This is a genomic window from Blautia sp. DFI.6.71, from assembly GCF_020593585.1.
GTDB classification, from domain to species: domain Bacteria; phylum Bacillota; class Clostridia; order Lachnospirales; family Lachnospiraceae; genus Blautia_A; species Blautia_A wexlerae.
Map to the genome: position 1 here is coordinate 159,691 of NZ_JAJDMJ010000002.1, position 23,964 is coordinate 183,654.

The 23,964-nt window shown below is 42.5% G+C and carries 20 protein-coding genes; all 20 read right to left on the reverse strand.

Annotation, left to right across the window (positions count from 1 at the left end; genetic code table 11):
• Window positions 1–45: 45 nt before the first annotated feature.
• Entirely contained in the window at window positions 46–1,515 is a 1,470-nt protein-coding gene (gene spoIVA / locus LJE12_RS02455) for a stage IV sporulation protein A (protein ID WP_008703041.1), read from the reverse strand.
• Window positions 1,516–1,640: 125 nt separating this feature from the next.
• Window positions 1,641–3,329 (reverse strand): [FeFe] hydrogenase, group A, encoded by a 1,689-nt coding sequence (locus LJE12_RS02460; RefSeq protein WP_008703039.1) that lies wholly within the window; start codon window positions 3,327–3,329, stop codon window positions 1,641–1,643.
• A 15-nt stretch (window positions 3,330–3,344) separates the two neighbouring features.
• On the reverse strand, window positions 3,345–5,216 hold the full coding sequence (locus LJE12_RS02465) for an NADH-quinone oxidoreductase subunit NuoF (RefSeq protein ID WP_022380689.1): 1,872 nt from the start codon (window positions 5,214–5,216) through the stop codon (window positions 3,345–3,347).
• The gene (locus LJE12_RS02470; protein WP_008703034.1) at window positions 5,213–5,692 is read right to left on the reverse strand and encodes a complex I 24 kDa subunit family protein; all 480 of its coding nucleotides are present in this window, start codon (window positions 5,690–5,692) and stop codon (window positions 5,213–5,215) included. The genes LJE12_RS02465 and LJE12_RS02470 overlap by 4 nt, the downstream gene beginning before the upstream one ends.
• A gap of 322 nt (window positions 5,693–6,014) precedes the next feature.
• Window positions 6,015–6,716: a YoaK family protein gene (locus LJE12_RS02475; RefSeq protein WP_008703033.1), complete on the reverse strand. Its 702-nt coding sequence runs from the start codon at window positions 6,714–6,716 to the stop codon at window positions 6,015–6,017.
• Between the two features lie 322 nt (window positions 6,717–7,038).
• The gene (locus tag LJE12_RS02480) at window positions 7,039–7,605 is read right to left on the reverse strand and encodes a Fe-S-containing hydro-lyase (protein ID WP_022380686.1); all 567 of its coding nucleotides are present in this window, start codon (window positions 7,603–7,605) and stop codon (window positions 7,039–7,041) included.
• A 1-nt stretch (window position 7,606) separates the two neighbouring features.
• Window positions 7,607–8,449, reverse strand: a complete 843-nt coding sequence (locus LJE12_RS02485) for a fumarate hydratase (RefSeq protein ID WP_025576997.1) — start codon at window positions 8,447–8,449, stop codon at window positions 7,607–7,609.
• 136 nt (window positions 8,450–8,585) lie between these two features.
• Window positions 8,586–10,199, reverse strand: a complete 1,614-nt coding sequence (locus LJE12_RS02490; protein ID WP_161233911.1) for an FAD-dependent oxidoreductase — start codon at window positions 10,197–10,199, stop codon at window positions 8,586–8,588.
• 14 nt (window positions 10,200–10,213) lie between these two features.
• Complete coding sequence (locus tag LJE12_RS02495; RefSeq protein ID WP_008703029.1) at window positions 10,214–10,891, reverse strand: 2Fe-2S iron-sulfur cluster-binding protein; 678 nt, start codon at window positions 10,889–10,891, stop codon at window positions 10,214–10,216.
• 178 nt (window positions 10,892–11,069) lie between these two features.
• Window positions 11,070–11,924: an FAD/NAD(P)-binding protein gene (locus tag LJE12_RS02500; RefSeq protein WP_022380684.1), complete on the reverse strand. Its 855-nt coding sequence runs from the start codon at window positions 11,922–11,924 to the stop codon at window positions 11,070–11,072.
• A complete protein-coding gene (locus LJE12_RS02505; protein ID WP_008703028.1) occupies window positions 11,924–12,955 on the reverse strand; it encodes a 4Fe-4S dicluster domain-containing protein in 1,032 nt (343 codons plus the stop codon). Before LJE12_RS02505 ends, LJE12_RS02500 begins: the two co-directional genes overlap by 1 nt.
• 3 nt (window positions 12,956–12,958) lie before the next feature.
• On the reverse strand, window positions 12,959–13,933 hold the full coding sequence (locus tag LJE12_RS02510; RefSeq protein WP_022380682.1) for a 4Fe-4S dicluster domain-containing protein: 975 nt from the start codon (window positions 13,931–13,933) through the stop codon (window positions 12,959–12,961).
• Window positions 13,921–14,364: a hydrogenase iron-sulfur subunit gene (locus LJE12_RS02515; protein WP_008703025.1), complete on the reverse strand. Its 444-nt coding sequence runs from the start codon at window positions 14,362–14,364 to the stop codon at window positions 13,921–13,923. Before LJE12_RS02515 ends, LJE12_RS02510 begins: the two co-directional genes overlap by 13 nt.
• Window positions 14,355–16,343, reverse strand: coding sequence for a 4Fe-4S binding protein (locus LJE12_RS02520; protein WP_227226443.1), 1,989 nt, complete (start codon window positions 16,341–16,343; stop codon window positions 14,355–14,357). The genes LJE12_RS02515 and LJE12_RS02520 overlap by 10 nt, the downstream gene beginning before the upstream one ends.
• Window positions 16,344–16,349: 6 nt before the next feature.
• Window positions 16,350–16,739, reverse strand: a complete 390-nt coding sequence (locus tag LJE12_RS02525) for a 4Fe-4S dicluster domain-containing protein (RefSeq protein ID WP_019161507.1) — start codon at window positions 16,737–16,739, stop codon at window positions 16,350–16,352.
• Window positions 16,736–17,530: a CoB--CoM heterodisulfide reductase iron-sulfur subunit B family protein gene (locus LJE12_RS02530; protein WP_227226441.1), complete on the reverse strand. Its 795-nt coding sequence runs from the start codon at window positions 17,528–17,530 to the stop codon at window positions 16,736–16,738. The genes LJE12_RS02525 and LJE12_RS02530 overlap by 4 nt, the downstream gene beginning before the upstream one ends.
• A gap of 596 nt (window positions 17,531–18,126) precedes the next feature.
• Window positions 18,127–19,077: an L-lactate dehydrogenase gene (locus LJE12_RS02535; RefSeq protein WP_008703016.1), complete on the reverse strand. Its 951-nt coding sequence runs from the start codon at window positions 19,075–19,077 to the stop codon at window positions 18,127–18,129.
• A gap of 264 nt (window positions 19,078–19,341) precedes the next feature.
• A complete protein-coding gene (locus LJE12_RS02540) occupies window positions 19,342–20,673 on the reverse strand; it encodes a threonine/serine ThrE exporter family protein (protein WP_055058017.1) in 1,332 nt (443 codons plus the stop codon).
• A gap of 68 nt (window positions 20,674–20,741) precedes the next feature.
• Window positions 20,742–21,542 (reverse strand): DUF4866 domain-containing protein, encoded by an 801-nt coding sequence (locus tag LJE12_RS02545; RefSeq protein WP_008703013.1) that lies wholly within the window; start codon window positions 21,540–21,542, stop codon window positions 20,742–20,744.
• Window positions 21,543–21,748: 206 nt separating this feature from the next.
• Window positions 21,749–23,344, reverse strand: coding sequence for an AAA family ATPase (locus LJE12_RS02550; protein ID WP_055058030.1), 1,596 nt, complete (start codon window positions 23,342–23,344; stop codon window positions 21,749–21,751).
• Window positions 23,345–23,964: the final 620 nt, after the last annotated feature.

Genomic DNA, 23,964 nt, shown 5'->3' on the forward strand with positions numbered 1-23,964 from the left:
AGTTCGGCTAAAAGCAAAATTTAAAGGCATCATATTATACGGCAGCTATATGATGATACACACCAGCCCGCCCTTACTGTCATTGACAATTTTCTGCATGGTATCCTGAAGCTTTACCTGGCTTTCTTCGCTGATAGCTGCAATCTTGCTTCGGATGCCATCCTGTACCAGCTGCTCAATGGATTTACCGAAAATATTAGTCTCCCAGATACTCTCCCCCCTCTGGCTGCCTTCGTCAATATACTGGATCAGATCCTTTGCCTGCTGTTCTGTTCCTACTATGGGAGCAATTTCAGTTTCTATATTTGCCTTTATCATATGGATAGACGGACTTTTTGATTTTATCTTTACTCCATATTTATTTCCCTGTCGGATCACTTCAGGCTGTGCAATCTCAATCTCATCCAGATTCGGGACAACCACACCATAACCGGTTCCACGCACTGCTTCCAGTGCAGCCTGCACTTTTACATATTCCTCTTTCATATGTACCAGTTCCTGCATTGTATGGATCAGTTCATATTCACTCTCCATTTCGATTCCACTCATCTGACTGAGCATCCTGTAATAATATTCTTCCTTTATGCGTATTCTTACCTTTACTGTTCCATCGGATAAGCCTACATCTTCCAGAAGGGAATCCTGTACATAAGGTCCGGATAATTTTACAGATTCCTTTGTGATATCACGTATATGCTGCATACTTTTCATTTTATCCCTGATCTGTGAAAGGATCTGCTGTTTTAATTCATGCTCCAGGGGAAGCATTTCTACCCAGCGCGGAATAAAAAACTGAATCTGACTGACAGGAAATTCATATAAAACCTTCTCCAGAATCCTGGCAATATCTTCTTTTCTCAATTGGTCACAGTTTACTGTCAGAGCAGTTACCTTATATTTCTGTTGGATTTCTTCCGCTGTTTTCAGAGCCGCATCTTTATATGGCATCTGCGAATTTACCAGCACGATAAATGGTTTCTGCTGTTTTTTCAGTTCCTGAATAGTCTTCTCTTCTGCCTCCGGAAAATTGTCTCTGGGAAGTTCACCGAAACTTCCGTCAGTTGTGACCACAATACCTATTGTGGAATGCTCCTGAATTACTTTCTGTGTTCCGATGCGTGCGGCCTCGCGAAATGGGATTGCCTGCTCAAACCAGGGAGTTTTTACCATTCGTTCTTTCCCGTCCTCCGTCTGCCCGGATGCACCCTTTACCAGAAAACCCACACTGTCGATCAGGCGGATCTTTACCTGCTGATCTTCTCCGAGAGTGATGGGAACTGCTTCTTTGGGAATAAATTTTGTTTCTGCTGTGGTAATGATTTTGCCTGATCCGCTTAAAGGAAGCTGATCTCTGATCTCTGCCTGCTTTGTATCTGACATCTGCGGCAATGCAACAAGTTCCATGAATCTGCGGATAAATGTAGATTTTCCTGTGCGGACAGGTCCTACGACCCCTATGTATATATCTCCCCCTGTACGGGCCTGGATATCACGATACACCTGAAAATTTTCCATAAAAATAGCCCCCTTGCATATTTACACATAACCTTCATGTATTGTTATAAAATATGCAAGGAAGCTTTAAAATATTCTATTTATCATTTGGACATATTGTTACTGTCAGGTATCACAGATGTTCCTTAATAGGAATCATTGTGAAGCAGATGATGCTCTTTGCCTTTCAGAAGTCCGTTGTAAAGTTCCAGAACTAACGGGTTTTCATCGGATTTCTTAATGATAGTTGTATTATCTGCATTATACAGGCCCTTAGCTCTCAGAGCTTTGGTTCTGTCGCCGGATCTTGTCGGCTGTCCGCCACCCATGATACATCCGCGGCGGCATGCCATGATCTCGATCAGATGATATTCTTTCTCACCATTCTTAACCTGTTCCATAACGGTTCTTGCATTTGCAAGGCCGCTGGCAACACAGATATTAAGGTTCATTCCTTCATAAGGAACTGTAAATTCCTTGATTCCCTCATCTCCACGAACACCGCATTCTGCGATCTCATGCATGGTTTCTTTGCTGTGATCCGGAGTCAGGCGGCGGAGAACTGCTTCTGTAACACCTCCTGTAACACCGAAGATAACACCACCACCGGAGCCGAAGCCAAACGGCATATCACAGGCTTCCGGATCAAGAGTTGCAAAGTCAAGCCCAAAGTTATCGATCATGCGGAGCAGCTCTGTAGTTGTAATAACGATATCTGTATCCTGTTCACCGTCTGTGAAGCTGTTCGGACGAACTGCTTCTGCCTTCTTGGCTGTACATGGCATAATAGAAATCATAACTGTTTTCTTGCCGCCGGCATGTTCCGGATCGCGGAAGTACTCTTTGATTACTGCTGAGAGCATTCCCTGTGGAGAACGGCAGGTAGAAAGATTAGGAATATACTCCTTGTACTGGTCTGTGATAAACTTCACCCATGCAGGACAGCAGGAAGTAAGAAGCGGAAGTTTCTCACCCTTCTTAATTCTGTCAAGGAACTCGGCACTCTCTTCCATAATAGTAAGGTCAGCACTGAATGAAGTATCATAAACTTCATCGAATCCCATTCTGTGGAGAGCATTGACAATCTTACCCATAACACTCTTGCCTTTGGTCAGTCCATAATGATCACCTACTGCGACACGTACTGCAGGAGCAATCTGAGCAACTACACGTATATTCGGATCAGCAAGTGCTTCCCATGCCTCGTCCATATGTGTCTTGATCGCAATAGCACCTGTTGGGCAATATACACGACACTGACCGCAGTTTACACATTCTGTCTCTGCGATTTTTTTGTTAAATGCAGGCATTACCATGGCCTCAGTTCCCCGGAATGCAAATCCTAAAGCTCCGATTCCCTGAAGTTCTTCGCAGGCACGTACGCAGTTACCACACAGAATACATTTGTTTGGATCACGAACCAGAGAAGGAGAACTTGTATCCAACTCATGATATTCCCTGGTATTTTTGAAACGGATTGTCTGTACGCCCAGCCTGTGTGCCAGTTCCTGAAGGACACACTCACCACTCTTAACACAGGTTGTACAGTCACGACAATGTGCTGCAAGCAATAATTCTACAATTAGTTTTCTGTATTTCTTGACTCTTCCGGAATTGGTATAAATCACCATTCCATCTCTTGGCTGTTCAGAACATGAGGCAAATGTTTTTCCCCTCTCGTCTTCAACTGTACATAAACGACAGGCACCAAAAGTGGATACCTCTGAGTGGTAGCACAGTGTCGGAATATTGATCCCTGCCTTGCGGATGACAGACAGGACATTTTTTTCATCGGTAAATTCTACCTTTCTACCGTCAATTATCATATGGCCCATAGTGTATCCTCCCTTCTATGCTTCCACATATACTGCATCAAAGTTACAGTTGTCCTTACATGCACCGCATTTGATACAGATGTCGTTATCAATGTGATATGGATGTTTAATCTTACCTGAGATCGCACCTGCCGGACAGTTCTTTGCGCATTTACCGCAGCCAATACAGAACTCAGGGTTGATGTGGAACTGACGAAGAGCAGTACATACTTTTGCACGGCATTTCTTATCGCGGATATGTTCCTCATATTCATCGCGGAAGCGTTTGAGAGTACTGATAACAGGAAGAGGTGCACTCTTGCCAAGTCCGCACAGAGCCATGTTCTGAACCATATTTGCAAGCTCTTCCAGCTCGTCCAGATCGGACATCTCACCCTTGCCATCTACGATCCTCTCCAGGATCTCCAGCATACGTTTGGTACCCTCACGGCACGGTACACATTTACCGCAGCTCTCACGCTGGGTGAAGTTCATAAAGAATCTGGCAACCTCAACCATACAGGTATTCTCGTCCATAACTACCAGACCACCGGATCCCATAATCGCATCTAATTTTTTGACAGAATCAAAATCAAGAGGTGCATCCAGCTGGTCAAGGATCAGACATCCGCCGGACGGACCGCCGATCTGGACACCTTTAAATGCGGCGCCACTCTTTAAGCCACCACCGATATCATAGATAATGTGGCGGAGTGTGGTTCCCATAGGAACCTCTATCAGACCGGTATTCTCGATAGAACCGGTCAGTGAGAAGGTTTTAGTTCCGGGGCTTCCCTCTGTACCGATGGTGCGGAACCAGTCTGCTCCCTGAAGAATAATCTTCGGTACATTAGCATAGGTTTCTACATTATTAAGAACTGTAGGCTTACCCCACAGACCTTTCTCTACTGTACGGGGCGGTTTTACACGAGGCATACCTCTGTTACCCTCGATAGATGCGGTAAGTGCCGAACCTTCTCCACATACGAAAGCTCCGGCACCTCTGTTGATATGTAAATGGAAGTTTACACCGGAATTTAAAATATTATCACCTAACAGGCCATATTTTTCTGCCTGTTCAATCGCCATCCTAAGTCTCTTTACAGAAAGAGGATACTCTGCACGAACATAAATATATCCATTCTCCGCACCGACTGCGTAGGCTGCAATAGTCATACCTTCGATCATCTTATATGGATCACCTTCCATGACGGAACCATCCATAAATGCACCGGGATCACCCTCATCACCATTACATACAACATAGCGGGTTTTCTCTGCCTGGCGTGCAACCTGAGACCATTTCTTGCCTGCTGGGAATCCTGCACCGCCACGACCGCGAAGCCCGGATTTAGTTACTTCATCAATAACTTCCTGCGGGGACATGCTTCCCATCACTTTTGCAAGTGCCTGATAGCCTCCCACAGCAATATACTCTTCGATAGATTCCGCATCGATTTTTCCACAGTTTTCAAGAACGATACGTGTCTGTTGATTTAAGAAAGGAATATCATCAGGATGTGGACAGACTGTATTATTATCGCGATAAAACAGTCTCTCTACAGGTTTCCCTTCCAATATAGTTCTCTCCACAATTTCCTTACAGTCTTCCGGCTGTACGTGAACATACTGATAATCATATGGCTCAATTCTCATCAGAGGTCCAAGTTCACATAATCCCTGGCACCCTGTCTTGATCACGCCTACATGAGGCACATCCTTCTGCATTTCAACTGTTACTCCATCAATTCTCTCACAGAGTACTGACATCTCTTCATAAATCTTCTGCGCTCCGGATGCGATACATCCGGTACCTGAACAGACAAGAACGCGGCAGGTATAAGATTTAATCTGCTCATTTACTTCAGCCTGCTTATTTAACAGGTCTTCTTTACTCTTAATACTCATACGCACTCTCCTCTCAGTTTATTCAAAAGTTCTACAGCTTTCTCAGGAGTCATCTTCGGATGTACTTCATCATTGACAGTCAGTGTGGGGGCAAGTCCACATGCACCCAGACAGGATACTGTTTCTACGGTAAAAAGCATGTCATCTGTAGTGTGTTTCTTGTTGCTCAGTCCAAGTTCCTTCATCAAAGCCTCTTTTACAGGCATGGATTTTCTCACATGACAGGCTGTTCCGTCACACACTTTAATGACATATTTCCCTTTCGGCTCAAAAGAAAAATTCTCATAGAATGTGGCTACACTGTAGGCCTTGGCTTCTTTTACTCCGATTTCTTTCGCTACATAAGTCAGCAATTCTCCCGGCAGGTAACGATATTCCGCCTGAATATCCTGCATGATCGGAATCAGCGATGCTGCTGTACGTCCGTAGTGCTCGATGATCTCATCCGCTTTTCTGTAATAAGACTGGTCTAACATTCGGTTCCCTCCTTAAATAGTAATTTTGATACATCGGTTTTAATATAGTACCGATATATCGATTCCCACGCAGCTTTAGTTATTTTCAACATATGTGCTGTTGATATTATACATTATATAGTTGTTTTGCACAATATCATTTTTGAAATTTTCTGAAATTAATTTATAACAATTTGTTATAGATGTATAGTATTCATAAATGTATATAAATGAAAAGCAATTTCTTTAACAGGGTTGTTAATTTAATAGCAATATCAAAACAAAAAAGATCATTGAAAAGAATATTATCTTCTTCTCAATGACCTTTCTGGAAATGGCTGCATTATTTAGTTTCATGTTCCTCATGGAAATGCTTATATTTTTCTATAAACATCAACAGAAAGCTGATCATAAGGAATCCACAGGAAACCCAGATCATTCTGATTCCATAGCGTATGGACAGATTTCCACCAATGCCGGCACCCAAGGCAAACATAAGGATGATTCCAAAATAATACATCGCCTGTTTTAGCTGTTTTGATTTTTTTTCACGAAAATAAACTGACAACGCAGCTGTACCACTGCGCAAATTACCGATACACATAGTACTTGCATAGGAATATCCGTTTACCTTGCGGAAGGACTGTACCTGCATTGCACAGGCGAAAGATGCCATGGCATTTGCCAGCATATTGTATTCGGTTGGCAGGAAACCTACTGTAAATAAGATCAGGATTTCTGCCAGCAGAACACCCTGTCTCCAGTGGAGCTTCTGCGCATATTTATAATTTGCCTGTATTTTCTCCGCAACCCATACGCCCAGTGCAAAGAAAATAATAGGAAAGAAGTATCCCAGTCCTGCTGTCAGTTCTCCTGCCATAAAGTGCTGGCTCATAAGAACGACGTTTCCTGTCTGTGCATTACAGAATACTTCGTTTCTTGCATTATAGGTGTAAGCATCCTGAAAACCTCCTGACAGTGCCAGGAATGCACTGTTTAAAAAGGCTTCCGACATTTGTATTTCGTGTTGATTATGATCTTTCATGATTTTCCCCGTTCAAGTTTATTTGCAGTTATCTCCTGTACGGATAACTGCCTTTATTCTTTTACCGTTTATTTTCAAACATTCGAAATCCGCTGCTTTACTGCGTAAATCGCTGCTTTCTCATGTTTGGCGGGTCCCTTTTTGACCCTGATTATCATGTTATACGTTTATAGGTCAAATGTAAAAGATATAATTCATATTATTGTATATATGATTTTTATATATTGGATACAATATATATATAATTTTGGCTATATAAAGCAACTTCCATATACTGTATGTCTACAGCATATGGAAGTTATTTTTTTATGTATCTGCAGAATTACTTATCTCCGTGTTCTTTGAGATATTCTGCTTTTCCCATCTCGTACAGATTATTACCTTCTGAGTCAATGATGACTACAAGAGGCATATCCTCTACATACAATTTACGAAGTGCTTCTGCTCCCAGATCTTCATAGGCGATCAGTTCGGCCTTTTTGATGCATTTTGCAAGAAGCGCACCTGCACCGCCGATAGCTCCGAAGTATACACCATCATATTTCTTCATGGCGTCTACTACTTCCGGAAGGCGGGCACCTTTACCGATCATTCCTCTTGCTCCCACAGACATCATTGTGGGTGCATAGGCATCCATACGTCCGCTGGTTGTAGGGCCTGCGGAGCCGATGACTGCGCCTGGTTTTGCAGGAGTTGGTCCTACATAGTAGATGGTTGCATCTGTAGGATCAAATGGAATTTTCTCACCTTTTGCAAGGGCCTCACACATTCTCTTGTGTCCTGCATCACGTGATGTATAAATAGTACCTGTTAATAATACCTGATCACCTGCATGGAGAGTTCTTGCCAGCTCTCTAGTAAGTGGAAGTGTAATTTTCTTTCTTTCCATCTCAGATCACCTCCGATTTATGGCGGGTTACATGGCAGTTGATATTAACTGCACATGGCATACCTGCAATATGAGTCGGCATTGTTTCGATATTCAGGCCGATGGCTGTTGTCTTTCCGCCAAATCCCTGAGGTCCGATTCCAAGCTTGTTTACTTTTTCCAGCATTTCTTTCTCAAGATCAGCATAGAACGGATCCGGGTTCTGAGTATCCAGAGGTCTCATCAGTGCTTTCTTTGCAAGAAGTGCACATTTGTCAAAGGTTCCTCCGATACCAACTCCGACTACCATTGGCGGACATGGGTTGGGACCTGCGGTCTCTACTACTTCAAGGATAAAATCCTTGATTCCCTGTAATCCTGCAGATGGTTTGAACATACGGATCTGGCTCATGTTCTCACTTCCGAAGCCTTTGGGGCCTACTGTGATCTTTACCTGATCTCCGGGAACGATTTCTGTGTAGATCATAGCCGGTGTATTGTCGCCTGTGTTTCCGCGGCGAACCGGATCCTTTACTACAGATTTTCTTAAATATCCCTTATCATATCCACGACGTACACCTTCATTGATGGCATCGTTCAGATTTCCCCCGACAAAATGTACATCCTGTCCGATTTCAAGGAATACACATGCCATTCCTGTATCCTGGCAGATCGGCACATTCTCATTATCTGCAATATCAAAATTCTCAATAATGTTGTCAAGGACACCCTTGGCAATCTCTCCGTCTTCGCATGCGCGGCATGTTTTGATCGCACATTTTACGTCTTCCGGAAGATGTTCATTTGCTTCGATACAGAGTTTTTCGATGACATCTGTAAGTCTGCTTACTTCTACTTCACGCATTCTGGTAAGCTCCCTTCTTTCATTTGGGGATATTCACCGGGAGGTGACATATCCCTTTTGCATTATATCAAAGGCTCCCGGTACCGGTAATCCCTTATCGATACCGGGAGCTCTTTTTTACATTCTGAGTATCTTATTAACGCTGTTCGTGACGAGCGTATTTTGGAAGCAGTAATGGAGATACCTTATCAGTATGTACGCCTGCTTTATCCAGTTCTTCTGCATATTTGTAGATATGATCCAGGTTCATTTCACCAAGCTCTACATTCTTGCATTTTGCAGCTGCTTTTTTACCTGCATTTCTTCCGAATACGATAACATCCAGAAGAGAGTTACCCATCAGTCTGTTTCTTCCGTGGATTCCACCTGCGGCTTCTCCTGCAACTAACAGGTTCGGAAGTTCTTTTGTGAATCCGTCTCCGTTAATCTCAAGACCACCGTTCTGGTAGTGAAGTGTCGGATAAATAACGATAGGAACTTTTCTCATATCAATGCCGTAGTTCATGTACATACGGAACATAGCCGGGATTCTCTTTTCGATGGTTCCTTCGCCACCGAGGATCTCGATCATCGGTGTGTCAAGCCATACACCTTTCAGTCCGCCTGGAACTTCTACGCCGCGGCCTTCTTCGCATTCACGGATAACACCGGAAGCATTTACGTCACGAGTTTCAAGCGGATGAATATAAGCTTCTCCGTTTGCATTTACAAGCTGTGCACCAACGGAACGAACTTTCTCAGTTACCAGAGCACCCATGATCTGTGATGGATAGATTGCTCCTGTTGGATGGTACTGGATAGAATCCTGATAAAGAAGGGAAGCACCAGCTCTATATCCAAGTACAAGTCCGTCTGCAGTTGCGCCATAATGGTTAGATGTCGGGAATCCCTGATAATGCATTCTTCCTGCACCACCTGTTGCGATTACAACAGTTTTGGCTCTTGCAACAGAATAATCTCCTGTTTCCATGTTAAGAAGAACTGCACCTGCAACCTGTCCTTTTTCATCCTTGAGAAGTTCAACAGCTGAAGTAAATTCAACTACCGGAATACCAAGGTTGATCACTTCGTCTCTGATGGTACGCATGATCTCAGATCCGGAATAATCCTTTGCAGCATGCATTCTCTTTCTGGAAGTACCGCCGCCGTGTGTGGTAACCATGGTTCCGTCTTCTGCTTTATCAAATTCAACACCAAGGTCATTGAGCCATTTGATGGCATCCGGAGCTTCCATTACCAGTCTCTTTACCAGTTCCGGTTTTGCTGCAAAATGTCCGCCGCCGAAGCAGTCCAGATAATGCTGTACAGGAGAATCATTCTCTTTGTCTGCAGCCTGGATACCGCCCTCTGCCATCATTGTGTTGGCATCACCGATACGAAGCTTTGTAACGATCATAACGTCTGCACCTGCATTGTGTGCTTCAATGGCACAGGAAGAACCTGCACCGCCACCGCCGATCACAAGTACATCTACGTCATAATCAATTTTTGTAAGGTCAATTTTTTCGTTGATCAGACGACTTGTTGAATGGAGCATCTCTGCCAGTTCCAGAGGAGCTTTCTGTCCTTTGTTCGGTCCTACTTTGATTTCTGCAAACGCGTCTGGATTATAATCCGGATGGAATTTCTCAAGAAGAGCGTCTTTCTCTTCAGCTGTCAGACGTCTTGGCTCTGTTGCCATACGCTGTGCTCTTGTAGCCTCTACCTTTTTGATGGATTCCATCATATTTTCTGGATATGGTGCATACATGTTTTACGCCCTCCCTATTTCTCAATTTCTCTGTTGTTGTAAAGTTCCTGCATGTCTGTGATTGGTTTCTGCATGATCTGCTCAATCAGATCATCATATTTACCTTCGTGGATTTCTTCTACACGTTTCTCCAGATGTTCGCTCTTAGGCGCGATATATTTACCTGTGAGACGTCTTGCCAGAAGACCTACCATCGGATGGGAAATACCGGCCGGACATCTTACAGAACAGCATCCGCAGCTTACGCAGTCGAAGGATTCCTCTGCACATTTTTCAAGTTCGCCTCTCTGTGCATATGCGATGTACTGCATTACATTTAAGTCCTGAGTACATGCTTTTGTACAGGCATTACATCCGATACAGCTGTAGATTTCCGGATAGAGTTCCATCATTACCTGCTGATTCGGTTTCAGGTCTTCGATGTTGTAGAGTCTCTTATCTGTAGGGAAGAACGGGATGCTTGCTACATACATTCCTTCCTGTACCTGTGTCTGACAGGCAAGACATGTTTTCAGCTCGTTTTCACCTTTGATTCTGTAGATTGTTGCGCAGGCTCCGCAGAATCCGTGTCTGCAGCCGCATCCTCTCTTTAATGTATAACCGGCATATTCCATGGCAGTCATAATTGTAAGTTCTGCAGGTACGCTGTATTTCTTACCGAAAAAATATACGTTTACCATATTCTTTTCCATTTGAGATTACCAGTCCTTTCTATATATATCATCTGTCGTCAGCAGCACATACAAGCTCGAATCCGCTACGCTACTTCTCGCTTGAGGGCGTTCGCCCTACAGAATGTTCTGTGAAAGAATGCTTATATGCAAGCATGACGCATTCCTTCACATCACTTTCTGCACTGCTCATTGCTTATCAATATTCTGCAGGTAATTCATCAATCTCGTCGCATCTGAATACCGGACCGTCTTTGCAGACGTATTTGGAACCGATATTGCAACGGCCGCATTTACCGATACCGCATTTCATACGAAGCTCCAGAGTTGTGTAAACCTGTTCTCTGGAGAAGCCCAGTTCTTCCAGTCCTGCAAGAACGAACTTGATCATGATAGGCGGTCCGCATACAAGTGCTGTTTTGTTTGTATCGAATCCGATCTCTTTTAAATAGGAAGGAACGAATCCAACGTGTCCGTCCCAGCCTTCCTGTTCGCGGTCGATTGTCAGATAAACATTGACTCCCTCTGCTTTCATCCAGACTTCCTGGATTTCCTTTAACTGTACCAGGTCATCTGCGGAACGGGAACCATAGAGGATATCTACTGTTCCGTAATCTGCACGGTTATCCAGTACATAGTTGATAACAGAACGAAGAGGTGCAAGTCCGATACCACCTGCGATAAACAGAAGGTTTTTACCTTTTAATTTATCTTCTACAGGGAAATGATTTCCGTATGGTCCACGGACTGTGATCTCATCTCCAACCTGAAGGCTGTGGAGATAATCGGTCAGTGCACCGCACTTCTTGATACTGAATTCCTGATATTCTTTATTTGTAGGTGAAGAAGTAATGGAAAACATACCTTCACTTACACCTGGTGCGCAGACCATTGCACACTGGCCAGGCATATGTTCAAAAAGTTTTCCTCCTTCAGGAGCGTTTACACGGAATGTTTTAACATCCGGTGTCTCCTGACGGATATCTGTGATCACACCAACCTTCGGGATCAGTGTGTCTAATGTGTAGTTTTTATGGCAGGTACATTCGCTCATTATTTTTCACCTCCCTGATTTTCAAAAGCTTTGATGACTTTTACGATATTTAAGGATGATGGGCATTTCTCAACGCAGCGGCCGCATCCTACACATGAGAACATTCCATTGTTGTTTACCGGATAGTAAACAAGTTTATGCATGAATCTCTGACGAAAACGCTGCATCTGGCTGTTACGGTTATTTCCGTGTGCCATCATTGTAAAGTCAGAGTACATACAGGAATCCCAGCAGCGGTAACGCTGTACGCCGTGTCCTGTGTCATAATCTTTGATGTCATAGCACTGGCAGGTAGGGCATACAAATGTACAGGTACCACATGCCAGACATGGTTTATAAAGTTCTTCCCATACAGGAGAATTGAAACGATCCATGTAATCTTCCTGTCCCCATCCTTCCAGAGAAAGATTAGAGTACGGAAGCTTCTCTACGATTGCGCGGATCGCAGCTTTCTCTTCTTCTACTTTTGCTTCGTCAGCATCGTTGAGAAGTTCTGCAACTGCTTTTGTAAGGGCTTCCCCTTTCTCTGTAAGAGGTTTCCAGTAAAGCTCTCCCTCGATCATCCATGTTGCAACATCTGCAACAGGGTCTGCGCAGTCAATACCGAATACTTTACAGAAACAGCTTTCTTCCGGCTCATGGCATGCAAGTGCTACAATCGTACCATGATCTCTTCTGGCTGCATAGAAAGTATCGATCGGATCACTTAAGAATACGTTATCCAGTACTTTTACACCCTGGATATCGCAGGCTTTCATTCCGAACACAACAAAGTTCTTTTCCTGTAATGCCTGTGGCTCAATGGAGATATTCTTCTCCTCTTTCTTACAGGTGTAGAGGTTTTCACTCTGTGGAAAAAAAGCATCTTTTGGTGATTTTACAGTTTTTAAAGTATCAAGACAAACTTCTGCATCTTCGCTCCATGCTTTGAAGTTTACCTGATCACTGACTTTGACCGGTAAATATAAATCCTGATCTGCGGCAATCTTCTGGAATAATGCCTGCAGATTCTCTGCTGCTATCTTATACATACATTATCCCCTTTCTGCCACGATACTCGGCTCAACATCTTCAAATGTAAAGTTTGTAAGAGGTCCCTTGGATGTTGAATCCTCTCCTGCCTGATATTCACCATAGAATGTATCAATATCTTTGATAAATTTACGATTGAACAGGTGAAGCGGAATTCCCTGAGGACATACTCTGCTGCATTCGCCGCAGTCTGTACATCTTCCTGCCACATGGAATGCACGGATGATATGGAACATCTTCTCTTCGAAAGAGTCCACGTTTGCTTTCTGCGCACTGTCAAACTTATTGCTGTCGAATACACATTTACGGCAGCTGCATGCAGGACAGACATTACGGCAGGCATTGCAGCGGATACATTTGCTTAACTGGCTCTGGAAGAATGCAAATTTTTCTTCCGGGCTCATTGCTTCGATCTTCTCTACTTCTGCAAAACGATCTGCATCTTTTGTGTCTTTGGACTCACCGATAAGTTCATCATAAATCTTATGTTCTTTTCCTTTACATACGTGACATCTTTCAAGCATTGCATCTTTGTATGCACAGGTCTTCTCACCATAGATTGTCTGAATAGTCAGTGTTTCTGCCTCATCTGTGATCTCTGCACCGGAAATGCTTTCGATACCTTTGATTCCCTGTTTGCGGATTCTCTCGATATCCAGTTTTCCTTTACATCCAACACCAATGATATAAGCTTTCTCACGGTCTACACGATGCTCTTTGATCAGCTGATTAAAGCTGTATGTATCACATGGTTTTAAACAAACCAGTGTCTTGCCTTCCAGTTTGGAAGCTTCGATCATATATTTGCTTAAGTTTGCACCGCAGAATCCGTTATATACAAAATCTTTCAGAGATTCTTCTGTTTCAAAGTAAGCCGGTTCCGGATTGTAAGGCAGATCTCCGGCTTTCCATCCCAGAACTCTTGCAACTGTACCGTCAGCAAGCAGTTCTTTTGCACGATTTATCAGCTCCTGCATCTTAAATCCTCCAATCTTACGTTCTTACCGAGTGAATGGATCTTCTCTACAAACTCATTCATAGTCTGGGAGAATTTCACACCTTCAGCAGCGGAAACCCATTCTACTCGTGTTCTTCCGTTTTCCACACCGATGTAGTCAAGCATGGAGAAAAGAAGCGTCATACGTCTTCTTGCATAGTAGTTACCTGTGCTGTAATGACAGTCTCCAGGATGACATCCACACATGATCACACCGTCAGCACCTTTCTCAAAAGCACGGAGGATGAACATTGGATTGACACGGCAGGAACATGGAACACGGATGATCTTTACGTCAGCCGGGTAAGAAAGACGGCTGCTTCCTGCAAGGTCTGCACCTGCGTAACTACACCAGTTACAGCAGAATGCTACAATCTTAGGTCTGAATTCTTCGTTTGTTTCTATCGACATATTGCATCTACCTCCGCGATAATCTGTCTGTTGGAAAAGCCCTGCAGATCCATAGCACCAGACGGGCAGGCTACTGTACAAGCGCCGCATCCCTGGCAAAGTGCTGTATTTACAACGGCTACTCTTCTTGTTTCACGGATACCGTGGTCATTTACCTGTTTATCCTCATAGGAAATTGCTCCATATGGGCAGACATTTGCACATGTAGAACATCCGTTACATAACAGTTCATCGGATTTTGCTGTACATGGGTTGGTTGTCAGTTTATCTTTGGCAAGAAGGCCGATTGCCTTAACTGCTGCTGCGCCAGCCTGTGCAACTGTCTCCGGAATATCTTTCGGTCCCTGGCATACACCGGAAAGGAAGATACCTGCTGTAGGAGATTCTACAGGACGGAGTTTTGCATGGGCTTCTGTGAGGAAGTTGTTTGTATCAATACTTGCTGTAAGCATAGTAGCGATCTTACGAACATCCGGGTTCGGTTCAATGGCTGTTGCAAGAACGACCATATCTGCTTTCTTAAGGATTTGTTTGTTGTCGATCAGGTCAGATCCCTGTACAAGAAGGCTTCCGTCCGGCTGTGGAATAACTTTTCCTACCTGGCCTTTGATGTAGTTTACGCCGTACTGTTCTACGGCTCTTCTGTAGAACTCATCGAAGTTCTTACCAGGTGTACGCACATCAATATAGAATACGGTTACATTTGTATCCGGATATTTATCACGGATCAGCATTGCATGTTTTGCTGTGTACATACAGCAGATCTTGGAACAGTATGGCTTTCCTCTGTCATCAGAACATCTGCTTCCAACACACTGGATGAATACCAGTTCCTTCGGAGCTTTTCCATCGGAAAGACGCTCTAAGTGTCCTTTTGTAGGACCTGCTGCGTTCATGATACGTTCCAGTTCCAGGGATGTGATAACATCTTTACTCTGGCTGTACGCATATTCATCATATTTGTCAAGCTTGATGGTATCAAAACCTGTAGCAACTACGATTGCACCGTATTTCTGTGTTACGAGTTCATCCTGCTGATCGTAATCAATGGCTCCTGCCTGACATACTTTGGAGCAGACACCACATTTTCCGGTTTTAAACTTGATACAGTTCTCACGGTCAATAACCGGAACATTTGGGATGGCCTGTGCAAACGGAGTGTAAATAGCAGTTCTGTTGTTTAATCCTCTGTTAAATTCGTTCGGGATCTTCTTGGACGGACATTTTTCCTGACAGACACCGCAGCCTGTACATTTGTCCATATTTACACTTCTTGCTTTCTTTCTGATATCAACGGTGAAATCACCTACGAAACCGCTGACATGTTCTACTTCACTGTATGTATAGATATTGATTTTCTCATGGGCTGCTGCCTCAACCATCTTCGGTGTGAGGATACATGCAGAACAGTCAAGTGTAGGGAATGTTTTGTCAAGCTGTGACATTCTTCCACCGATACTTGGAGTTTTCTCTACAATATCTACTTCATATCCTGCATCTGCGATATCCAGGGCTGTCTGGATTCCGGCAATACCGCCGCCGATGATCAGGGCTCTCTTTGTAACACGGCTCTCTCCTGGCTGAAGAGGATCATTTAAATTCACTTTTGCGATTGCTGCTCTGGCAAGGATTACGGCTTTCTTTGTAGCCTCTTCCATATCCTTGTGGATCCAGGAGCAGTGCTCACGGATATTTGCGATCTCCACCATGTATGGGTTCAGTCCGGCTCTTTCAGCTGCTTTTCTGAAAGTTGCCTCATGCATACGCGGAGAACAGGAACAGACAACAACACCTGTCAGATTCTTCTCTCTGATGGCTTCCTGGATCTTAGCCTGGCCTGCTTCTGAGCACATGTACTGGTAGTCTTCTGCATGAACGACACCCGGCTCTTTGGCAGCTAATTCAACAACTTTTTTTACATCTACCGTAGCGGCAATATTGCTTCCACAATGACAGACAAATACACCAATTCTCTGCACTCTGACTTACCTCCTGTATCTTCTGAATGCACTTACCAGAAGCTGCTGTGGCAGTTCCGGATCAAGAAGTTCCGGGATCTCATCTGCTTTCAGATAATCTCCGCCTTTTTCACGGACAACTAACTGTCTTGCTGCATCAATGAGCTTTCCAGGTTTTACATCTCTTGGGCAACGCTCCACGCAGGCAAAGCAGGAAAGGCATTTCCAGAGAGATTTTGAATTGACAAGTGCTTCAATATCTTCGTTTACAACATAGGATACAAACTGATGTGGCTTGATATCCATTTCATTGAAAGATGGGCAGGTAGCAGAACATTTTCCACATTTCATACATTTCAGCGGATTTGTTCCTGAGATTTCTTTGATCTTCTCTGCTGCTGAATGTTCATTTCTCATTTCTCTACCTCCTCTTTTACTCCGAGGGCTTCTGCAAGGAGCTCTGTGAAATAATATACAGGCAGTTCGCTGGAAGCGTTTTTATTTAAATTATATTTACACAATGGACAGGCTGTGATCAGCATATCTGCGCCAAAGCCTCTCGCACTGTCTTCGATTTTCTGACACATGTTCTGAGACATATCTTTTTCTTTCAGAGAAATGTAACCGCCGCAGCATTCATTTCTGTATGGATAGATTACCGGTTCTGCCCCAAGTGCACGGATGAAATCTTCCATGATTGTCGGATTCTCCGGATCATCAAAAGCCATGATCTTGCCCGGACGTAATAAGAGACATCCGTAATAGGCTCCGATTTTCTTTCCTGTAAGCGGGTTTACTACCTTCTCTTTCAGCTTGTCGAAACCGACTTTGTCGCGAAGTACTTCCAGATAATGGAGCACTGTTGTCTCGCCTTCATAAGGCTCATCAAGCTGCATGTAATTATTTGCTCTGGTGCGGATATCCTCCACATTTTTCATATCATCATTGACACGTTTGATCACGTGATGACAGGCAGAGCAGATTGTTACCAGATCCTGGCCCTTTTCTTTGGCCTGATTAAGAGCACGTACAGAAGAAAGCTTCGTAGCAATTTCGTCAGTTCCCAGAGGATAAACACCTCCGCAGCACTGCCAGTCTTCGATCTCTTCCAGTTCAAACCCAAGTGCTCTGGCGCTGGCTCTGGCATATTCGTCCAGATCTTTCGCCTTGTTTCTCAGGGTACAACCCGGATAATAACTGTACTTCATACTTAACATTATCCTTTCTTAGTTGTTCAGATAAATTCATGTTGCTCAAATAATGATATCAGGGTCCAAAAGCAATTTGCCCCGATATATAGCGCCCGTAAATAACAGTCGCTAGTCCTTGTCTTTTTTTTAACAATATATGGACAAAAATATAAATCAAGTCTAATACAATTACTTTTTATATCTTTGTTGAGACATAGAAAATAAAAGAGTTCGCACACCCTTCCTCCGCAATTAAAGGAGTGTATCAGCTCGATTTCCGAAAAATATTATATCATATTGACAACATTTTAACAAGAGGTTTTTGATAATTTTTTTATCACGCATCATTGCTCAATTCTTCTGATCTAAATTAATCTTTTTCAGGCAGATAAAATCTTCCGCTTTTCTATTTACTCACAATCATAGTATCTTTCAAAAAATTAATAAAAATATTATTTATATATTTTTTTGCTTTTGATATATGTAAGCCAAAATTCGTCTGTTTCCGCTTACAGTACAGAATTTTGGCTAATAATTAAAAAGGAGTAAACAGTAATATGGATTCAGAAGAACAGGCTGTACCTGTACTTCTGAATGTTTTGTCTGATATATTATTAATTAAGGTCAATCTGAGCAATAATTTCTTTCAGTGCATCTGCACTCTTCTTAAGCTGTTCGATCTCAGCTTTTGTCATTCTCATTGGAACTTTGCCCTGTACACCATTTGGTCCTACCAGAGTTAATGTACTCAGGCATACATCATCGATTCCGTACTCTCCATGCATCATAGTAGATACTGTAGAGATAGACTCTGAAGAAGATACAAGAAGGCTGCAAAGTTTGCATACAGAAGAGGATACTGCATAGAAAGTTGCACCTTTCTTGGAAATGATCTCACCGCCAGATTTCTGTACATACTGAAGCATTGCTTCTTTATCAATCGGTTCAATATCCTTACCGAGTTTCTTCTCAAGGTCGTAATATTCATCCACACTTACACCTGAAATATAGGCACCAGACCACGGAATAAAGGATGTATCTCCATGCTCACCGAATACATAGGCATGGATATTACTCTGTGCAATCTGGAAATGTTCGGATAATCCGCAGCGCAGACGTGCAGAGTCAAGAATTGTACCGGAACCAAGGATCTGGTTTTCTGGAAGTCCGGAAATCTTTGTAAATACATAAGTCATGATATCAACCGGATTGCTTACGATCAGATAAAGGGCATTTGGAGCTGCCTTTACGATCTCCGGTGTGATAGATTTGAGGATATTTACATTTGTCTGTGTAAGTTCAAGTCTTGTCTGTCCTGGTTTACGGGCAATACCGGATGTGATGATAACGATGTCAGAATCCCTAGCATCTTCGTAGTCTCCGGCAATGATAGAGATAGGATCTCTGAAGCAGGTTCCCTGGATAATATCCAGAACTTCACCTTCTGCTTTCTTTTTGTTGATATCGATCAGAACAATTTCAGATGCGATATCCTGGCTTGATAAAGTGTACGCGATGGTAGATCCGACACTGCCGGCTCCAATGATAGTAATTTTACTGCTCATAATCTTAATACTCCTTTTCTCCTAACAAAATTGACGCCTTAATGATAACACATTGTCAAAAAATTGACAAGAGCTTTTGTACAGAAACCTGAACAATTTTTTCGTTTAAATATTTGTTTGGAAGCATAAAATTGTTTGTTAGTTTGATATAATTTTCACATTTTCCTATTGGAGTAGATACTTGCACGAACAAATCCCCAACCACTGCTTATTGCTTTTTGCAATTTAAGCAGTGGTTGGGGATTTCCCTGATTTTTGATTCGGTTAAGTACAGTATCTGAAAGCTTTATCTGTCAGAATACGTGCAAAGATTAGCCCTAATGGCAACGCTGCAATGATAAGGATCGCAGACGCAAACCAGGATGCAGCTACTGATAATGACATAATACCAAGATTATAAAATCCTCTGTATAAATATAATCCCGGAACCATGATAACGATTGAGGGAACTGTTACAGATATCCTTGGATATCCGACTTTATTCTTCAGCAGAGACGCCAGAAGTCCCGCAGTAAGTGCACCAATAAATGCGGCTGCAGCAGGAGGAATATTTGCAAGGTCTACCAGTTCCAGTCTCAGAGTATTGGCAACTGCTCCTATCCCGGCTGCTGCGACTGCCAGACGAACCGGGCTGTTAAACATGATAGAGAATCCAAACACTCCGCAGAAACTTGCAAGAAGCCTGAATAAGATCCACTGCTCTGTTGACAGTGAAAGTTTTATAAAATCTACAGGTTTCAAATGCAGGATCAGTGCCATGATCCATGCTGACATAGTAGCTACCAGAATAACGATCAAAGCATAAGTCAGACGTTCTATTCCTGAACGCATATCCAGTTTTGCAAGGTCAATACCACTGGTAATAAACGGAAATCCCGGTATGATAAAGAGCATTGCACAGATATATCCCGCTTCGTGCTGAACAGAAATACCAAATAATATTTCTCCAAGTTTGAGCAGACCTGCATATGCAAAACATGCCAGAGATACAGAAGACACAATACATAAGAACAATGTAAAATGGTGTTTGGTCAGTTTGCAGCGGAGATAATTTCCAATTCCTGCCCCGACAAATGCACAGAACATCTCGATCGGACCGCCCCCAAGAAGGAATGTAAATCCGCAGCATGCGATCGCTGCAGCAAGTCCCAGTGCAGGCGGGGAATATAGACCATGTGTTTTTTCAATATTGTCAAGAAATGTATGCAGCTGTTCTCCTGACATATGTTTTCCTTCTTTTTCAAAGTTTCGGATAAAGTGTTCCAGACGATTTAACTTCAAAGTATTTACGCCTGTATTAGTCAGGCACAACGACTGGGTAAAACCATTTTCTCCGTCATAACATGTATATTCAATGGACATCAGACCAATATCCGCCGTACACGTAATGCCAAGTGCTTCTGCCAGTGTATTCATGGAACTTCTCACTCTCCATGCTCCGGTACCGCATGAGAGAAACATAATCCCCACACGTCCGATAACGGATGCTTTCTCTGCGATGCTGGAATCTACAACTGGTACATTTTCCCCATTTTCATCTGTATACTCATGCCAGGCAACATCCATATGGTTCTTTTTAATCACTTCCTGCGGCATTTTTCTCACTTCCTCATTCTATATTGTCAATCGGATAAAATCATCCGCTTTGCTACTTGCTTGATTTGTTAAAGCTGCAGACTGTCATTTCCTGCTTTCTCCATCATTTTCTCTCTGCATGCCAGTACGATTCCGTCAATCTCGTCTAAATGCTGCAGCATTTTTTTCTCAAATTCATGGATAGGAAGAAGAATTCCAATTTCATCATAGGGTTTATCCGGATTCTCTTTCTTCAGACCTGTTTCCTGTCCGTAGTATACCATGGCTCTTGGGGCTTCTTCCTGAATCTTCTGGAAAGCATCCCATACAACGGCATATGCCTGTGCTTCTGTCAGACCCAGTTTACAGGTGTCGGGAAGTGCATAAAGAGCCAGGACACCACGTTTACGGTTATCTTTTTCTTCTGTAATGTTCAGACCTTCTGTATAGGTACGGACAAGATCATAACCATCTGCAAGATACAGTGCAGATCTGGGGGCACATTCATGATGTTCATATGTTTCCTTGAATTTTGCATATTCTCTGGCTGAAACCTTTTCCCCGGGAAGAAGTTCTCCGGCTGCATCTGTAAGGAGCACCGGGTTCTCTCCTGCTTTTCCGTGGAATTTCTTCGGGATCAGATAAGCCTCCCTTAACAGGTCAAACATACTTCTGCCGCATAATTCCAACAGCAGTGCACTGATATCACCGTTCTGGTACGCATGAAACAATACCTGCAGGAAATGATCTCTGTCATTATCTGTCAGACGATGGTCGTCATCTATATGGTCATAAAAAACTCCGCTTAATCGTCCGGATGCTTCCGGCGAAGCCAAAATTTTAGAAAAAATTGTTTCTACTGCTTCTTCTCTTGGCAAAACTGTACTCATAATTAACTTCCCCTTTCCAATCGTTTCAGATTCTTTTTTCGGTTTTCATTATAGTCTTGCTTTTAGTAATGTCAACATAAAAAGAGGGAATTTTCTGATATCAATTTTACATAGATGCAAGCTAAAAATTATATAAAAAAGACATTCCATCCACTGGGGTAGAATGTCTTTTCTCATAACTTATATGATTCTTTTGAAGTTACGTTCTATATACACAGTGGAAACCATTTTTCGATTACACACTGATGTACTTTTTCTTTTTTATCGTAGTTGATCCCCACCAGCAAAATATCTCCTGTATACTGCTGTAATGACTCTGGATATTTTCGTTCTTTTATCTGATTCAGAGCAGTTTCTGCGTCTTTGTTCCATTTCAGTTCGACGAGTAATGCAGGATAATAGTCTCTGTACAGTGGTTTGGGGATGAAGACGAAATCTGCGAAGCCTCTTCCTGTCGGGAGTTCCCGGATTGGCTTAAAATAGTATTTTATTGCACTTAAGTAGGCAATGCTGAGTACGCTGCTCAGGGAATTCTCGTTATTGTACTGAATCACTGATGTGTATTCTGCATGGATTTTCTCTATCTGTTCAGCAACTGTTTCTGCATCCATTTCCCAGGTGGCTTCCAGTAGTTTCTCAGATTCCTGCTGGAATTCAATCAGTTCGTTCCATTTATTTCGTTTGGTGGCAGCACGAAATTCCTGACGGATTTCTTCATTGGGAATGTAAGCTCTCTGGGTTCTCTGGTCGTAGGCAAGGTAACCCAGGTGGATCAGCAGAGTCAATACATCATCTTTGTCTGCGAAGCTGACCATATCATTCTGAAATTCATTGACATTTACTTCTACAGAGGAACCGGACAGCATCTCTATAATGGATGTCCGCAGACCATCAAAATCCATGTTGATCAGTGGCAGGATTGACAGATAGGTTCCTGTCTGTGACCAGTAGCTTTGAAATGTTCGCATGATTGTCAGATTTACTAACGCATTGGGATTATATACATGGTAATCTCCAAGACGGTAACCATCGTACCACCGCCTCACTTCTGCAAAATCTATCTCATATTTTTCACACAAATCGATTACTTCGTCTTCATTAAAACCGATATATGGTGTCAATGGGCCGGCATTAAGCATTGTAAACTGGGTGAAATTATTTAAGGCAGACTGGGTTTTTAATTTCTTTATCGGTAAAATTCCGGTCAGATATGCAAGTGCGATATATTTTGATGCCTCAATTCCTTTAAACATGTTTCTGAGAAAGTCAATATACATTTCCTGTGCTGCCTGATTATGGGCTTCATCACGAATCAGAACATCCCATTCATCAATGATTACAATAAACTGTTTTCCTAATACAGTATTAATGCGTGCCATTGCTCCATATATAGTGCTGTTTTCCACCAGATTGACTTCAGGATAAGTCTCTCTTAATTCGGAAACAACGATATTCGTGATATATGAAATTAAATTCTCACTGGAACCTGCTGATATACAGCACCATTGTACATCAAAATGAATGACATCATATTTATTTAAATGTTCGTAAAAATCCGGACATTTGCTGATTTCCAGTCCTGAAAACATTTTTTCAGTGTCGCATCCTTTACTGTAATATGCAGTCAGCATATCTACAGTAACAGATTTCCCGAATCTGCGCGGACGACTGTTACATATAAACCTGGCATTTGTGCCCAATACTTTATTTGTGTATTCCAATAATCCCGTTTTGTCTATATATACTTCTGAATTGACTGCACACTGAAATGCTGCAGCATTCGGATTTACAAACATACCCATTATCTCACCCTCCCTCTTTATTATTGATAGCTTTTCTGTCTTCTTATACAGCATCTTATAACCTCCTTAATAAATATGTTCAGGAGTTCCTGTCTTTTAGAAAACTCCTGCTAGAAATAAATAGTGAAAATTAAAGCATGACTTTTCTGAAAGAACAGATTCATGATCTGTATATGAATTGAGATTTGGCTGTAACTGTCGAAAATACCGGGCAATTACATAGATTTAGATAATTAGAAAATATGCTTTTGTTTATCATAGCATACCGGAACTTATTGGGCAAGAGACAAAAAAGAATCCAACGCATAAACCTATATGTTTTATGCATCAGACTCTTTTCATTTTTGATAATTATCCTGTCAGGAAAATAAACTTATCTTTCACAGCAGTTTTTATATTTCTTTCCTATAAAGTAAAACACTCGCGTATTGCGTAAAATCTTACCCGTAAAAGAATGTTTGCTGTATAGCATGGGAAGTTTAGTACCTGATACAGTTACAGATGAGTATATCTTGTCTGTAAAGGATGCTGTCAACCACCCTATGATGTAGCGCCACTTTAGGTAGCAATACCTATTGGGGATAAAAGGTCGAAGGCGTAAACCGTTACTACGACTGGGC